Annotated in this window: 13 protein-coding genes, 1 pseudogene and 1 riboswitch; of the genes and pseudogenes, 5 read left to right on the plus strand and 9 right to left on the minus strand. The window is 73.7% G+C overall.

The features are described from left to right. Positions 1–96: 96 nt before the first annotated feature. The 4 genes from ACSNOB_RS28975 to ACSNOB_RS28990 are packed head-to-tail and all read right to left on the minus strand — an operon-like array spanning position 97 to position 3,859. Positions 97–1,284 (minus strand): glycosyltransferase family 4 protein, encoded by a 1,188-nt coding sequence (locus ACSNOB_RS28975; RefSeq protein ID WP_436690245.1) that lies wholly within the window; start codon positions 1,282–1,284, stop codon positions 97–99. 13 nt (positions 1,285–1,297) lie between these two features. Further along, positions 1,298–1,765, minus strand: a complete 468-nt coding sequence (locus tag ACSNOB_RS28980; RefSeq protein WP_393110204.1) for an acyltransferase — start codon at positions 1,763–1,765, stop codon at positions 1,298–1,300. After that, positions 1,762–2,694 (minus strand): NAD-dependent epimerase/dehydratase family protein, encoded by a 933-nt coding sequence (locus ACSNOB_RS28985; protein ID WP_393110205.1) that lies wholly within the window; start codon positions 2,692–2,694, stop codon positions 1,762–1,764. Before ACSNOB_RS28985 ends, ACSNOB_RS28980 begins: the two co-directional genes overlap by 4 nt. 25 nt (positions 2,695–2,719) lie before the next feature. Then, positions 2,720–3,859, minus strand: coding sequence for a DegT/DnrJ/EryC1/StrS family aminotransferase (locus ACSNOB_RS28990; protein ID WP_436690247.1), 1,140 nt, complete (start codon positions 3,857–3,859; stop codon positions 2,720–2,722). A gap of 117 nt (positions 3,860–3,976) precedes the next feature. Between ACSNOB_RS28990 and lhgO the strand changes: the two genes are divergently transcribed. Further along, positions 3,977–5,173, plus strand: a complete 1,197-nt coding sequence (lhgO, locus tag ACSNOB_RS28995) for an L-2-hydroxyglutarate oxidase (protein ID WP_436690249.1) — start codon at positions 3,977–3,979, stop codon at positions 5,171–5,173. 10 nt (positions 5,174–5,183) lie between these two features. Here the strand turns inward: lhgO and ACSNOB_RS29000 are convergent, their stop codons facing one another. Beyond that, positions 5,184–5,792, minus strand: a complete 609-nt coding sequence (locus ACSNOB_RS29000; RefSeq protein WP_436690264.1) for a TetR/AcrR family transcriptional regulator — start codon at positions 5,790–5,792, stop codon at positions 5,184–5,186. 205 nt (positions 5,793–5,997) lie between these two features. On the opposite strand from ACSNOB_RS29000, the gene ACSNOB_RS29005 reads away from it, so the two are divergent. The 4 genes from ACSNOB_RS29005 to ACSNOB_RS29020 all read left to right on the plus strand — a co-directional run bounded on the left by ACSNOB_RS29005 (position 5,998) and on the right by ACSNOB_RS29020 (position 11,112). After that, positions 5,998–6,894: an ABC transporter permease gene (locus ACSNOB_RS29005; protein ID WP_436690251.1), complete on the plus strand. Its 897-nt coding sequence runs from the start codon at positions 5,998–6,000 to the stop codon at positions 6,892–6,894. After that, entirely contained in the window at positions 6,887–7,705 is an 819-nt protein-coding gene (locus ACSNOB_RS29010) for an ABC transporter ATP-binding protein (protein ID WP_393110213.1), read from the plus strand. Before ACSNOB_RS29005 ends, ACSNOB_RS29010 begins: the two co-directional genes overlap by 8 nt. A 143-nt stretch (positions 7,706–7,848) precedes the next feature. Then, complete coding sequence (locus ACSNOB_RS29015) at positions 7,849–9,351, plus strand: D-ribitol-5-phosphate cytidylyltransferase (RefSeq protein WP_436690254.1); 1,503 nt, start codon at positions 7,849–7,851, stop codon at positions 9,349–9,351. A 36-nt stretch (positions 9,352–9,387) separates the two neighbouring features. Next, positions 9,388–11,112: a CDP-glycerol glycerophosphotransferase family protein gene (locus tag ACSNOB_RS29020; protein ID WP_436690256.1), complete on the plus strand. Its 1,725-nt coding sequence runs from the start codon at positions 9,388–9,390 to the stop codon at positions 11,110–11,112. 52 nt (positions 11,113–11,164) lie between these two features. Here ACSNOB_RS29020 and ACSNOB_RS29025 read toward each other — a convergent pair whose 3' ends face one another. From ACSNOB_RS29025 to ACSNOB_RS29040, 4 genes and pseudogenes are all read right to left on the minus strand, one after another. Continuing rightward, on the minus strand, positions 11,165–11,908 hold the full coding sequence (locus ACSNOB_RS29025; protein WP_436690258.1) for an alpha/beta fold hydrolase: 744 nt from the start codon (positions 11,906–11,908) through the stop codon (positions 11,165–11,167). Between the two features lie 103 nt (positions 11,909–12,011). After that, the gene (locus ACSNOB_RS29030) at positions 12,012–12,857 is read right to left on the minus strand and encodes a C39 family peptidase (RefSeq protein ID WP_436690260.1); all 846 of its coding nucleotides are present in this window, start codon (positions 12,855–12,857) and stop codon (positions 12,012–12,014) included. 224 nt (positions 12,858–13,081) lie between these two features. Next, positions 13,082–13,223, minus strand: a riboswitch (cyclic di-AMP (ydaO/yuaA leader). A gap of 284 nt (positions 13,224–13,507) precedes the next feature. Beyond that, positions 13,508–14,266 carry a hypothetical protein gene (locus ACSNOB_RS29035; RefSeq protein WP_436690262.1) on the minus strand — a complete coding sequence of 253 codons (759 nt, stop codon included), beginning with the start codon at positions 14,264–14,266 and terminating at the stop codon, positions 13,508–13,510. Positions 14,267–14,469: 203 nt separating this feature from the next. Beyond that, positions 14,470–14,735 (minus strand): annotated as a pseudogene (locus ACSNOB_RS29040) (hypothetical protein); the annotation flags it as partial.

Consider the following 14,735-nt stretch of genomic DNA (forward strand, 5'->3'; position numbering starts at 1 on the left):
CTCCCCCTCCGGGCTCGGCGTCCGGGAGGCCGTGCTGGTCGCCACCATGGCGCCCTTCCTCATCGACGCCGGGGGCACCGGCGTTCGGGCGTACGGTCAGCGGCGGCGGGCGGCCGCCATCTCGCCGAGCACCTCCAGGTGCCGGTGCAGCACCCGGTCGAGGCTGAAGCGCTCCCGGATGAGCGACTGGCCGTTGACCCCGATCTGCTTGGCCAGGGCCGGGTCGGTCAACGCGGCGATCAGCCGCTCGGCCAGGCCGGACACGTCGCCGGGCCGGCAGAGCAGGACGTTCTCGCCGTCGCGCAGGGAGATGCCGGGGAAGTTGTCCGCCCGCGCGGGCGCCACCACGGGCACGCCCGCCGCCATCGCCTCCAGCGTCGCCGTGCCGAGGCCGAGCCCCTGCTCGTGCGACTCGACCGTCGCGGCGGCCAGGTAGTCGGGGATCTCGCTCTTGGCCACCTTGCCGGCCGCGATGACGGCGTGCTCGACGCCGAGCGCCCGGGCCCGCTCCGCGAACAGCCCGTAGTAGACCTGCCCGCAGATGAGCAGCTTCGCGTCCGGCACCCGGGCCAGCACCTGGGGCAGCGCCTCGACCAGCGCGACGCGGTCGCGCAGCGGGATGACGTGCCCCACCGACAGGATCACCGGCGAGGAGCCCAGGTCGTGCCGCTCACGGACGCGCTGGGCGTTGCCGCCGAGCACCCAGTCCGGGTCCACCCCGACCGGGATCGGCACCAGGCCGGAGTGCGCGCCCTGGTAGCGGGCCTCGATGTACTCCTGCATGAGCACGTCCATCACCACGAGCCGCGGCTTGGACCGCCACATGAACGGCTTGACCATGGTCGCGTCCAGCCCACGGAACACCTTCGCGTAGCGGGCCTGCGGGTTCTCCAGCCGGGTGTGGATGGACAGCAGCGCCGGCACCCGGCGCTTGCGCGCGTAGAGCGCGGTCGCCCAGGTCAGGTCGAAGAACTGGCCGTGCTGGTGGATGACGTCCGGTCGGAACTCGTCGAGCAGCTTGCGGACGCGGCGCAGCAGGCTGGGCCGGCTGGTGAACGAGATGTCGAAGCTGACGGCCAGCCGGGTCTGCGGCAGCATCCACGCCGGCAGCCGGACGATCCGCATCCCGTCGCGCTCCTCGACCGCCGGGGCGTCCTGGTAGGCGGCCGTGAGCACCAGCACGTCGTGCCCCTCGGCGGCGTAGCCCTTGGCGAGCGACTCGGACAGGTGCGAGCTTCCGCCCGCGCGCGGCGGGAAGAAGTTGTTGACGACTGCGATACGCACGGGAGGGGTGCTCCTAGCTCTCCGCTACAGGGACGAACCGGACATCGCCGCCGTCCAACTCGACTGTGGAGACCACCCGGGCCGGGACCCCCGTCACGACCGCCCCTGGTGGCACGTCTCGGGTGACCACGGCCCCCGCGCCGACGACCGCGCCGTCACCGATGGTGACGCCCATCATCACGGTCGCGTTCGCCCCGATGAACACCCGGTCGCCGATCACCACCGGCGCCCGGTCCACCGAAGCATAGGCACGCCCCGACACGCAACGCCGGGCGGTGGAGTGGGTGTAGATCTGCGCGCCGCAGCTGATGTCGCAGCCGGCGCCGATGGTCAGCCCGCCGGAGCCGTCGATGACGGTGAACGCGCCGATCCACGTCCCGGCGCCGATCACCGGCTCGCCGATGACCCAGGCGTGCGGGTTGTACGGGTTCGCCGGGAGCCCGTCGTGCGACGGACCCCCGGCGGGCGATGCCTGGGTCACGCGACCTCGGTCTTGATGAGGTCGGTCATGCCGTCCTCGACGGCGATGGTCGGCTCCCAGCCGAGCACCTCGCGGGCCCGGGTGATGTCGGCCGCGCGGCGGCTGACCAGCACCTCACGCGGGTTGAACTGCGGCTGCACGTCCACGCCGACGGCCTTGATCAGGATCTCGGCCAGGGTGGCGATCGAGGTGTCGATGCCGGTGCCGATGTTGACCGGCACGTTGCCCTGCTCGGCCTCCATCGCGGCGACCACGGAGCGGGCGATGTCGTGGACGTGGATGAAGTCCATCGACTGCTCGCCCTTGCCGTCGATGACCGGCGGCTCGCCGTTCTTCAGGCGCTTGACGAAGTGGTTGATCACGGAGGTGTAGTAGGCGGTCGGCTTCTGGCCCGGGCCGTAGACGTTGAAGAACCGCAGGGCGATCCAGTTCAGGCCCTTGCTGCGCTGGTAGAAGCCGAGCAGGTCCTCGCCGGCCCGCTTCGAGATGCAGTACGGGGTGAGCGGGTCGAGCCGGTCGTCCTCGTGCATCGGCAGCTTCTTCGGGTCGCCGTAGACCGACGCCGACGACGCGAAGACCAGCCGCTTGACACCGTGGTCGGCGGCGGCGGCGAACACGTTGTGGTTGCCGACCATGTTGATGTCGATCGACTCGTACGGGTCGGCCTGGCTCTTGTTGATCGAGACCGCGGCGAGGTGGATCACGTAGTCGCAGCCCTTCATGGCCGCGTGCACGGCGCCGCCGTAGCGGACGTCCTGGTCGATCAGCTCGACGTCGCCGGTGGCCACCAGCTCCGCGACGCGGTTGCGGTCACCGCGGAACATGTTGTCGAAGATGCGGACCTTGTAGCCCTTCTCCAACAGCATGGGCACCACGTGCAGGCCGATGAAGCCCGCGCCTCCGGTGATGAAGACGGTCTGCTTCGACATGGCGGAGCGTGTCCTTCCTGGGGGGTCAGCGGCTGGTGGCCGCGGTGTTGACGACGTCTACCAGCGTGGTCGCGACGGTCTCGACCTGGGCGTCGGTGAGGTTGGCGTGCATCGGGATGGCCAGGTGCCGGGCGAACAGGTCCGCCGAGACCGGGCAGGGCGTGCTCTGGCCGTAGAGCGGCTGGACGTGCGAAGCGTACGTGCCGAAGGTGCACTGCACGCCGCGCTGCCGCAGCGCCAGCGCCACCGCGCCCCGGTCGACCGACGGGTCCAGCGTGACGACGTACGACTGCCAGGGGTGCTCGCGGTCCGGCGCCTCGTACGGGGTGGTGATGAGCTCGTGGTCCTTGAGCAGCTCGCCGTAGCGGGCCGCGGTGCGCCGCTTCGCGGCCAGCAGGTCCGGCAACCGGTCGAGCTGGGCGAGCATGATCGCCGCGGAGATGTCGGAGAGCCGGTAGTTGTAGCCCAGCTCCGTGAAGGTCGGGATCGGCAGGTGCGACAGCTCGGCGCGGGTGAGCGCCCCCTCCACCCCGTACGTGTGCAGCTTGCGGGCGTGCGCGGCGAGGTCGTCGCGGTCGGTGACGTAGGCCCCGCCCTCGCCGGCGGTGATGCCCTTGCGCCCGTGGAAGCTGAAGGTGGCGACGTCGGCCAGGCTGCCGGCGGGGCGGCCCTTGTAGGTGGCGCCGGCGGAGCAGGCGGCGTCCTCGACGAGGAACAGGCCGTGCTTGTCGGCGATGGCGCGCAGCTCGTCGTAGTCGGCCGGCTGCCCGAACGCGTCGACGGCGATGATGCCGACGGTGCGCGGGGTGACGGCGGCCTCGACGGCGGCCGGGTCGACCGTCCAGGTGTCCGGCCGCACGTCGGCGAAGACCGGCTTGGCGCCGGTCCACATCACCGAGTGCCCGGTGGCCGGGAAGGTGTAGTCGCCGACGATCACCTCGTCGCCCGGCTTGACACCGAGAGTGAGCAGCGCGAGGTGCAGCGCCGAGCCGCAGTTGCTGGTGGCGAGGGCGTGCCGGGTGCCGGCGGTGGCGGCGAAGCGCTCCTCGAAGCGGCGGCAGGTGGGCCCGGAGCCGGCGAGCCAGCCGGAGGCGAAGACCTCGGCGATGGCCGCGAGTTCCGCCTCGCCGACCGTGGGCTGGCCGAGCGCGATGACCTCAGACATGTGACCCCCAGAGTGATGGACCCGGAGCAGTCTAGGCCAACCGGGCGGGTCGTCCGCGAGTCGGGCGCGCGGGCGGACTTGGTTACCATCGGTCGCGGCGTCGGCAGGGGAGATGAGATGACCAGGTTCGTGGTGGTGGGTGGCGGCATCGTCGGGCTCGCCGTGGCACACCGGCTGATGAGCGACCGGCCCGGGGACCAGGTCACCGTGCTGGAGAAGGAGGCCGGCTGGGCGGCCCACCAGACGGGCCACAACTCGGGCGTCATCCACGCCGGGGTGTACTACAAGCCGGGCAGCCTGAAGGCCACCATGTGCAAGGCCGGCAGCGCGTCGATGGTCGAGTTCTGCGAGCGGCACGGGCTCGCGTACGACATCTGCGGGAAGTTGATCGTCGCCACCGACCCGGAGGAGCTGCCCCGGCTGCGCGCCCTGCACGAGCGCGCCCTCGCCAACGGTCTGCCGGTGCGGCTGATCGAGGCCGCCGAGGCGGCCGAGTACGAGCCGCACGTGGCCGCCGTCGCCGCGCTGCACGTCGCCTCGACCGGCATCGTCGACTTCGGGGCGGTCTGCCGCAAGCTCGCCGAGCTGCTCGCGGCGGGCGGGGCGGACCTGCGGACGCGGACCGAGGTCACCGGCGTGGCCACCCGGCCGGAGGGCGTGGTGGTGAGCACCACCCGCGGCGAGGTGGTGGCCGACGTCCTCATCAACTGCGCCGGCCTGCACGCGGACCGCATCTCCCGGCTGGCCGGGGTGCCCACGCCGGTGCGCATCGTGCCGTTCCGGGGCGAGTACTACGAGCTGGTGCCGCAGCGGCAGGGCCTGGTGCGCGGGCTGATCTACCCGGTGCCGGACCCGCAGTTCCCGTTCCTCGGGGTGCACCTGACGAAGATGATCGACGGCAGCGTGCACGCCGGCCCGAACGCGGTGCTGGCGACCGCCCGGGAGGGCTACTCCTGGGGCCGGGTCAGCCCACGCGACGTCTGGGACGAGCTGACCTACCGGGGCCTGTGGGCGCTGGGCCGTCGGCACTACCGCTACGGGCTGACCGAGGTGGCCCGGTCGCTGTCGAAGAAGCGGTTCGCGGCGAGCCTGGCCCGGCTGGTGCCGGAGCTGACCCCGGCCGACATCGTCCGGGCCGGGGCCGGCGTCCGCGCCCAGGCGATCCTGCCGGACGGCGGCCTGGTGGACGACTTCCTGATCGTCGAGGCGGACCGGCAGGTGCACGTGCTGAACGCGCCCTCCCCCGCCGCGACCAGCTCGCTGGAGATCGCCCGGCACATCGTCTCCCGGCTCCCGGTGGACGCGCCGCGCTGATCCCGGCCGGTCAGGCGGGCGTGGCGTCCGCCGCCGCCCCGCGCGGCCGGGGCACCCCCGCGCCCGCGCCGAGCCCGGTGGCCACCGCCTCGACCAGCATGTCCAGGTACGCGTCGGTCAGCGGGGTCCGGGCGATCGCCAACCGCCAGTAGAGCGGGCCGACGATCAGGTCGACGGCCGCCTCGGGGTCGGTGTCGGGCGGCAGCTCGCCGCGCTGCACCGCGCGGCCGATCAGCCGGCCGCCGATCTCCTGCTGCCGCGCCCGCAGCACCTGCTGCAGGGTCTGGTCGATGGTGGGGTTGCGGGCCGCCTCGGCGAGCAGGTCGGGGATGATCTGCGAGGCCAGCGGGTGCCGCAGCGCGTGCGCCACCACCTGGAAGAGCAGTTGGAGGTCGCCGCGCAGGGTGCCGGTGTCCAGCGCCGGCAGCTTCCCGGTGGCCGCCGCCGCGACGATCTCCAGCACCAGTTCCAGCTTCGAACTCCAACGCCGGTAGATCGCGGTCTTGCTCACCCCGGCCCGGCGGGCCACCGCCTCGATGGAGAGCCGGCCGTAGCCGACCGCGGCGAGCTCCTGCATCAGCGCGCGGCGGATGGCGGTGGTGATGTCGTCCCGGAGCACCGCCGCGCCGGCCGGCGCCCGCCTCTTCTCGGTCGTCACCTGGAGCTCGTCTCGGCTGTCACGAGGAACAATGTAGCGCAACGACGGTACGGTTGCGTCCCGACGTGTTTCGGACTACTGTCCACGCAGCGGCGAGGCGGCGCTCCACGCTTGGTTCCATCGTCGCGCCTCATCCGTCGTCACGAAAGATCGGAGCGCCCATCCCATGGCCAACACCGCGCTGGCCGATCCCGACTCCGGCCTGTCCCAGGCGCAACTGGCCGCCCGGTACGGACTCCGGGTCGCGGGCGAGCGGCCACCCCTGGGCGAGTACGCCCGGCGGCTCTGGCGCTACCGGCACTTCATCGCCGCGTACGCCAACGCGAAGCTGGTCGCCTCGTTCAGCAACGCCAAACTCGGGCAGCTGTGGCAGGTGCTCACCCCGCTGACCAACGCGGCGGTCTACTACCTGATCTTCGGCGTGGTGCTGAAGCAGGACAGCATCCCGAACTTCATCGCGTACCTCTGCACGGGTCTGTTCATCTTCAACTTCACCCAGACCGCCGTGCAGAACGGCACCCAGTCGATCACCGGCAACCTGGGCCTGATCCGGGCGCTGCACTTCCCCCGGGCCTGCCTGCCGCTGGCCGTCACGGTCACCCAGTTCCAGCAGCTGCTCGGCTCGATGGTGGTGCTCGTCGCCATCGTGCTGGTGACCGGCGAGCCGATCACCTTCGCCTGGCTCCTGCTGGTCCCGGCGATCATGCTCCAGGCGGTCTTCAACGCCGGGCTCACCATGACGGTGGCCCGGATGGGCGCGAAGCTGGCCGACCTCAAGCAGGTCATGCCCTTCGTCCTGCGCACCTGGATGTACGGCTCCGGCGTGCTCTACAGCGTGGCGCTGTTCGAGGAGCAGCTGCCCGCCTGGGCCTCCCGGCTGGTCGAGTTCAACCCGGCGCTGGTCTACATCGAGCTGGCCCGCGTCGCGCTGCTGGAGCAGGCGCCGCTGCTCAGCTCCTCCCTGCTCCAGCTCTGGCTGGCCGCGGTGGGCTGGGCGACCGTGATGGGCGTCGGGGGTTTCATCTACTTCTGGCGGGGCGAACAGGAGTACGGCCGTGGTTGAGCAGTTCGAGTCGTCCAACGACGTGACGGTGACGCTGCCCCGGATCCAGGAGCGGGTCCCGACCGTGGTGGTCGACGACGCGCACGTGATCTACCGGGTGCACAAGGGCGGCGGCGGGGGCGGCGGCCCGGTCGGTGCGCTCAAGCGGATGGTCAGCCGCACCTCGGCGCCGAACATCCGCGAGGTGCACGCGGTCAAGGGGGTCAGCTTCACCGCGTACCGGGGCGAGGCGATCGGGCTGATCGGCAGCAACGGCTCCGGCAAGTCGACCATGCTGCGGGCGATCGCCGGCCTGTTGCCGGTCAACCGGGGCGCGGTCTACACCCAGGGGCAGCCCTCGCTGCTGGGCGTGAACGCGGCCCTGCTCAACGACCTCTCCGGCGAGCGCAACGTCGTGCTGGGCTGCCTGGCCATGGGAATGCCGCCGGAGGAGGTGCAGCGGCAGACCCCGGAGATCATCGAGTTCTCCGGGATCAACCAGCGGGGCGACTTCGCCTCGCTGCCGATGCGCACCTACTCCTCCGGCATGGCGGCCCGGCTGCGCTTCTCCATCGCGGCGGCCAAGAAGCACGACGTGCTGCTCATCGACGAGGCCCTCGCCACCGGCGACAAGGGCTTCCGCAAGCGCAGCGAGCAGCGGGTGCGGGAGCTGCGGGAGAGCGCCGGCACGGTGTTCCTCGTCAGCCACCAGCTCTCCTCGATCCGGGACACCTGCGAGCGGACGATCTGGCTGGAATCGGGCGTCCTGCGGATGGACGGCCCGACCGACGAGGTCCTGCGGGCGTACGAGGCGTTCGCCAACGGCAAGTAGCGCGCGCCGTACGGCACCCTCTTCCGGTGCCGTACGGACCGCGTCGTCCCGTTGGGGCGGCACGCCCGGCGCGTTAAGGTTCATCCCGGCGCCGCGCGGGCGGAACCTTCTGTTCACGCATCCCTGAGAGTGAGGATTCGGCAATGACGCAGGACCACACCACTGGCCCGGACGCCACACCGGAGACCCCGGCGCCGTGGCGGCCCTCGCGGACGGTGGCGGTGGTGCTGGCCGGCGGCACCGGGACCCGGTTGGGTCTCGGCATCCCGAAGCAGTTGCTGAAGATCGCCGGCAAGCCGATCATCGAGCACACCCTGGCGGTCTTCGAGGCGGCCCCCGAGATCGACGAGATCATCGTGCTGATGGCCACCGGCCACGTCGCCGACGCCCAGCAGATCGTCGACAAGGCCGGCTTCCGCAAGGTCACCAAGGTGATCGAGGGCGGCGACACCCGCAACGCCACCACCCGGATCGCGCTGGACGCGGTCGGCGAGGGCGACTGCAACATCCTCTTCCACGACGCGGTGCGGCCCCTGGTCAGCGGCCGGATCGTGCGCGAGTGCGTGAACGCGCTCTGGACGTACGCCGCGGTCGACGTGGCCATCCCGTCGGCCGACACGATCATCCAGGTCGACGAGAACGACTGCATCACCGACATCCCGGTGCGCTCGTCGCTGCGCCGGGGCCAGACCCCGCAGGCGTTCCGCTCGGGCACCATCCGCGAGGCCTACCGGCTCGCCGAGGGCGACCCCCACTTCGCCGCCACCGACGACTGCGGGGTCGTGCTGCGCTACCTGCCGGGCACGCCGATCAAGGTCATCGACGGCTCCGACGAGAACATCAAGGTCACCCACCCGGTCGACGTGCACCTGGCGGACAAGCTGTTCCAGCTCGCCGCCGCGCAGGCGCCCCGGGTCACCGACCACCGCAGCTACACCGAGGAGCTGACGGGCCGCACCATCGTCATCTTCGGCGGCAGCTACGGCATCGGCCACGACCTGGCCGAGCTGGCCCGCCGCTACGGCGCGCAGGTCTTCCCGTTCAGCCGCTCCAGCACCGGCACCCACGTGGAGCGCGCCGCGGACGTCGAGGCGGCGCTGAAGACGGCCTTCGAGGCCACCGGCCGGATCGACCACGTGGTGGTCACCGCCGGCATCCTGGAGAAGGGCGCCCTCGTCGAGATGGACGAGGAGACCATGGACCGGGTGCTCCAGGTCAACTTCGTCGGGCCGGTCATCGCCGCCCGCCAGTCGCTGCCCTACCTCCAGCAGACCAAGGGCCAGCTGCTGCTCTACACCTCCAGCTCCTACACCCGGGGCCGCGCCCAGTACGCCCTCTACTCCTCCACCAAGGCGGCCCTGGTGAACCTCACCCAGGCGCTCTCCGACGAGTGGGCCGAGCTCGGCGTACGGGTCAACTGCATCAACCCCGAGCGCACCGCGACCCCGATGCGCACCAAGGCGTTCGGCGAGGAGCCCGAGCACACCCTGCTCGCCGCCGAGACCGTCGCCCAGGCCTCGCTGGACGTGCTGATCTCCGACCTGACCGGCCAGGTCATCGACGTGCGCCGGGCGCCGGGCGAGGTGCCGGCGCAGTCGGTGCCGGGGCAGGCCGAGCGGGCCGCCAGCCCGGCCAGCGCCGGCTGACGCGGGTCTCGGGCCACGGCGGGGAACGGAGCCGACATGCGTGGTGACCTCGTCCGGAAGCTGGCCGCCCGCGCCCTGGCCACCGGCCTGGCGGTGCTGGCCTTCCTCGTCGTCGCGCTGACCGGCGCGACCGGCTGGGGGCTGGGGCTGGCCGTGGCCGCCCTCGCGGCGGTCGCCTGGGAGCGGCGGGTGCGGCCGGGCGCCGACAGCGTCGCCGAGACCGCGCTGGTCGCGTCGGCGGTCCTGGTCGGGTACGCCCGGCGCCTGGACGCCGGCTTCGACCCCGCGCTGGCCGCGACGGCGCTGGTCCTGCTGGGGCTGGTGCTGCTCGTCGGGCCGCTGCGCGACGCCGGCGGCCTGGAGCTGCGCGCCGCGAACCTGCCGGTGCGCTCCTGGACGCCGCTGGTCGCCGCGCGCCTCGGCGACGCCCTGCTGGGGCTGCTCGCCGTGGTGGCGCTGGCGGCCGCGGCGACCCTGCCGGCCTGGGTCGCGCTGGCCGCGGTCGCGCTGGTCGCCGCCGGGGCCGGGGCGGTCGGGCTGGACCTGGCCCGCCGCCGGTTCCGGCCGGGTGCCGGCGGGTCGCCGGTCTCCCGGGCGCTGCGCCGCCACCAGCCCGAGTTCCTGCTCTACTTCTCCGCCCCGCCCGGCTCCGAGTACCAGGTCACCATGTGGCTGCCGTACCTGCAGCGGCTCGGCCGGCCGTTCCTGGTCATGCTGCGGGAGCCGGAGTTCCTGCCCACCATCGCCGCGGCCACCACGGCGCCGGTGGTCTACTGCCCGACGCTGAAGGCGATGGACGAGGCGCTGGTGCCCAGCCTGCGGGTGGCGTTCTACGTCAACCACGGCGCGAAGAACAGCCACTGCATCCGCTTCACCCAGCTGACCCACGTCCAGTTGCACCACGGCGACAGCGACAAGGCGCCCAGCGCCAACCCGGTCTCGGCCATCTTCGACCGGATCTTCGTCGCCGGCCAGGCCGCCATCGAGCGGTACGCCCGCGCCGGCGTGGACATCCCGGCGGAGAAGTTCGTGGTGGTCGGCCGGCCGCAGGTCGAGTCGATCGAGGTCCGGCCGGAGCCGGCGCGGGCCCTGGCGAACCCGACGGTGCTCTACACGCCGACCTGGACGGGCCACCACGCCGACGCCAACTACTGCTCGCTGCCGGTGGCCGAGGCGCTGCTGCGCGGGCTGCTGGCGCGGGGCGCGACGGTGATCCTGCGGGCCCACCCGTACACGTCGCAGAACCCGGCCTCGGCACGGCAGCTGGGGCGGCTCACCGAACTGCTGGCCGCGGACCGCGCCCGCAGCGGCCGGCAGCACGTCTTCGGCGCCGCCGCGCGCGAGCTGACCCTGGCCGAGTGCGCGAACCGCTCGGACGCGCTGGTCTCCGACGTGTCCGGGGTGATCTCCGACTACCTCTACTCGGGCAAGCCGTACGCGGTGACGGACATGGGCGACGAGGGCGACCGGTTCGCCGAGCGGTTCCCGCTGGCCGGCTCGGGCTACGTGCTGCGCCGCGACATGTCCAACGTGGACGAGGTGCTGACCGCGCTGCTCGACACCGACCCGCTGGCCTCGGCCCGCTGGGCGACCCGGACCCGTTACCTGGGCGACTTCCCCGCCGAGTCGTACGCCGAGGCGTTCCTCGACGCCGCGCGGCGGCAGCTCGACGCGGGCTGGAACCCGCCGACCCCGCGCGCCGCCGGCGGGGCCGACCTGCCGGTCGAGCCGGACGAGGCGACCCTCTCCCCCAGCACCTGACCCGGCCCGCGCTCCGGCGCCCGTCGGCCCGGACGCGACCGCGTCGCACGGGTCAGCGGTAGGGGTCGACGAGAGCCAGGACCGCCTCGGGATCCTCGACGTGCGCGTTGTGGCCCAGGCCGGGCAGGGTGGCGACCGGTACGCCGAGCTCCTTGAGCTGGGCGTCGGTGACCATGGGGTCGTGCTCGCCGCGGGCGAGCAGCACCGGCACGTCGGTCGCCGCCAGCAGGGCGGGCAGGTCCGGCTCGCCCACCCCGAACGCGGCCGGGTCCATGGCCAGCCGCCAGCGGCCGTCGACCTGCCGCAGCCCGGCCTCGACCGCGGGGTCGTCCGGCGCGAGGAGGCCGGTCAGGCCGGCCACCCGCAGGTAGCGGCGGGCCGCCTCGTCCCGGCTGGCGAACCAGGTCACCGGCCGGTCGGCCAACTCCCGGGCCTTCGCCAGCTCGGCCGGCGACCAGACGGCCTTGATGCCGAGCCCGACCACGGCGTCGACCGGCAGCCCGGCGCCGCGGGCGGCCAGCGCCAGCCCGACCACGCCGCCGAGGGAGTGCCCCAGCACGACCAGCCGGTCCCCCGCCGCGAGCCCCACGGCGACCCGGTCGGCCAGCCCGGCGAACGAGTACGCCGGCAGCGGCGGCGACCAGCCGTGGCCGGCGAGGTCCGGCGCCAGCCACCGCCCCGCCCACCGGCGCTCCAGCAGCGGCGCCCAGGGCAGCCACACGTCGCCGGTCGCGCCCATGCCGTGCAGCAGCAGCAGGACGCGTCGACCGTCCCGGTCACCTGATTCATCGGCCATGCGCCGCAGTGTGCCACCCGCCGGACGCCCCGGCGAGGGCCGTGACCCGGAGACGACACCGGGCGCCGGCTCCCCGGGGGAGGCCGACGCCCGACGGGTCGTGTCAGGCGGAGTAGCCGCGGGTGGCGGCCCAGTTCGCCAGGGCGACGGTGGACATCCAGTACGAGGCGGTCGCCGGGTTCGCCGAGTCGGCGATCTTCACCAGCCGGCCCTCGTCCTGGTAGCCCACGACGGCGATGTAGTGGCCGCCGGGGAACGAGTGCCAGCCGCCGTCGGTGTCCGTGGCGCTGCCGGCGACGTTCACCACGACGCCCCGCCCGTCGCTGATGGCGGCGACCACGTCGGCCTGGAGCCGGTCCATCTGCGCCGGGGTCGCGGCGTTGCCCGGGATCATCCGGGTCCGGTACGGGTCGCCCTTCACCGTCGCGTTCAGCACCCGGGTGGTGTCCTCGGCGGAGTCGGTGCCCATCTCGTCGGTGCCCAGCTGGGCGCCGAGGGTGTCCTGGCTGCGCGCGACGCCGGCGGCGCTGAGGGCGTGCCGGACGGCGGCCGGGCCACAGTTGTAGAAGGTGGTCTGGGCCTCGTAGTCGTAGTCCAGGGTCTTGGACTTCGGGGGCTTCGGCGGCTCCGGCTTGCGGGTCAGGTCGGGGTTCGGCGCGGCGCTGGTGGCGCTGGCCGAGGGAGCGGCGCTGGACGCGACCGCGGCGGCGGTCGACGGGGTGGCCGCGACGCGGGCCTCGCCGCGCGAGGCGGCGGTGTCGTCACGCAGTTCGGTCACGGCCACCGGGGCCTGGGCGGCGGCGGGCGCCTCGTCGGCGCCGGCCAGCAGCGCGCCGGTGCCGGACGCCAGCACGAGCGCCGCGGCGGACGCGGCGGCCACCTGGTAGGGACGCTCGGACGTGAGGCGACGAAGCTGTCGCCTGAGGTGGTGCTTCACGGTTTCCTCCACGGGCTCGGGGGGTGAGCGACCGCCGGTCCGCCGCAGGGGGAACCGACCGCGCGGACGGCGTCCGGGCGGGTGGTGGGCCACTCAGGGGATGCGCCCGGGATGCCGGGCGACGGGCGGTGACCGGTGAGGTCAGCTCGCGGCGTGCGGCCGGGCGAGCGCGGGCACCGCGGCGCCGTGGAGGCGGCGGGTCGAGCGGGGGGTGGGTGGGTGCTGCACGAGGATGGAACTCCTTCCGACGCCGCCGACCGGGTTAGCTGACGGATTCGGGCGGGAAGAACGCCCTACCACGGGCCGTGGCCCGCGGATTCACCCCGGTGTTGCACTGGGTCCCCGGCTCGTCTGTGCGCGATTAGGCGGGTCGGCGCGGCGTCGCCTCTTGCGAACGGGTACCGCACCGGACGGGCCGACATTACTGGCCGGCCCGCGCCCTGCCAACCCGCCCCCACCTGCTTAAACCTTGATCGTGGGACTTTTTTGCGGGCAGTTTGGCACTGACGTGACTCAATGGGACAGTCGTTTTCCGGCACGCCTTCGGTCGACAACCGGACGACCGGCCGAGATCGACGCGGAATGGCTGGCGGAATTCGGCCGGGCCGCGCCCGATGACCGGTTCGGCCATGCTGTGACCGGCGTCACCGAAACGGCCCGCGTCAGCCCACCCGCGCCGGGCGCCAGCGCGCGGCGGCCGCGGGACGGTGCGCCTCGGTCGCCGGGCGGGCTGCGGGGAGCCGGCCCGGCCGGAGCCGGACCGCCGCTGCGTACGCCTCCGCGGCCAGGGCACGCGCCGCCTCGGCGGCCAGGTCGGCGTCCCGCCACGCCAGCCGCTCCCGCTCGGCGGCGGCCCGGTAGCCGGCCCGCTTCGCGTCGCGTACCGCCCGGGCCAGCACGATCTCCTGCTCGGCCGGGTGCCGACGCGGATCCCAGCCCGCCCGGTGACCGAACACGTCGCTGAGCTGGCGGGCGGTCAGGTCGCCGCGCCAGTGGGCGGCCATCGCCGCGTGGTGCAGCCAGCGCTCCCGGGCGGCGTACTCGGCGGGCGTGCGCGGGGTGCGCGGAGGGGGCAGGACGGCGGCCCCGGTGAACCGGCGGGCGGCCGTCTCCGCCTCGTCGTACGCCTGCCAGGCCCGGTCGACCTCCTCCTGCGCGGCGAGCCAGTCGGCCCGCCGCCGCCGGGCGGTCCGGGCCGCACGCTCCGCCGCGACGGCCACCTCCTCCGCGTAGCGGCGCAGGTCGGTCGCCTCGGCCGCCGGGTCGTCGGTGGGCGTCGGGGCCGGCTCCTCGGCGGACGGAACCCGCTCGGGGCGGGCGACCAGGACGGCGAGCACGGTCAGGGCCAGCAGGAGCAGGGCGGACCAGATGGCGGCGGCCCGCGGCACCTCGATCAGGAACTGGTAGAAGACGGTCTCCATGGTCGGCACCTCACGGGTAGCGAGTGCGGCAGCGGGGGCACCGCGGCGGGGAGCGGCGACGCCGCACCCCGCCGCCGGACGGGTGCGGGTGGTAGGGAGCGCAGAACGGGCACCTGTCGACGCCTGCGGTGACGGAAGGGCCTTCCCGACGCCTCGCGGCGGACACGGTCGCGGGGCGCGTCGGCCCGGCGGGATGGTGCGGGTCAGTCGCGCGGCGGGGCCCGGGGGCCGGCGGCGCCCGGCGGGTGCCCGGCCGGCGCGTGGGCCGGGCCGGCGGCGACAGCCACGCCGGCCTGGCCCGGGTCGGCCGGGGTGGCGAGGGCGCTGGCGGCCCGCTCGTCGGCGCCGGCGACGCGGTCGTCGACGACCCGGCGGCAGCCCGGCAGGTCGACGGAGACCGCCGTGACGGGGGCCGCCACGGCCGGGGGCACCGTGCCGGGGATCGCCGTGGCCCCGGGCAGCCCCGCAT

It is taken from the genome of Micromonospora sp. URMC 106 (assembly GCF_051386395.1).
Taxonomy (GTDB): Bacteria; Actinomycetota; Actinomycetes; order Mycobacteriales; family Micromonosporaceae; genus Micromonospora.

Excerpts from the sequence above, each read along its gene's own strand:
- ACSNOB_RS28985 (WP_393110205.1), bottom strand. The coding sequence starts at position 2,694 with ATGTCGAAGCAGACCGTCTTCATCACCGGAGGCGCGGGCTTCATCGGC.
- ACSNOB_RS28990 (WP_436690247.1), bottom strand. The coding sequence starts at position 3,859 with ATGTCTGAGGTCATCGCGCTCGGCCAGCCCACGGTCGGCGAGGCGGAA.
- lhgO (WP_436690249.1), top strand. The coding sequence starts at position 3,977 with ATGACCAGGTTCGTGGTGGTGGGTGGCGGCATCGTCGGGCTCGCCGTG.
- ACSNOB_RS29005 (WP_436690251.1), top strand. The coding sequence starts at position 5,998 with ATGGCCAACACCGCGCTGGCCGATCCCGACTCCGGCCTGTCCCAGGCG.
- ACSNOB_RS29015 (WP_436690254.1), top strand. The coding sequence starts at position 7,849 with ATGACGCAGGACCACACCACTGGCCCGGACGCCACACCGGAGACCCCG.
- ACSNOB_RS29020 (WP_436690256.1), top strand. The coding sequence starts at position 9,388 with ATGCGTGGTGACCTCGTCCGGAAGCTGGCCGCCCGCGCCCTGGCCACC.
- ACSNOB_RS29025 (WP_436690258.1), bottom strand. The coding sequence starts at position 11,908 with ATGGCCGATGAATCAGGTGACCGGGACGGTCGACGCGTCCTGCTGCTG.
- ACSNOB_RS29035 (WP_436690262.1), bottom strand. The coding sequence starts at position 14,266 with ATGGAGACCGTCTTCTACCAGTTCCTGATCGAGGTGCCGCGGGCCGCC.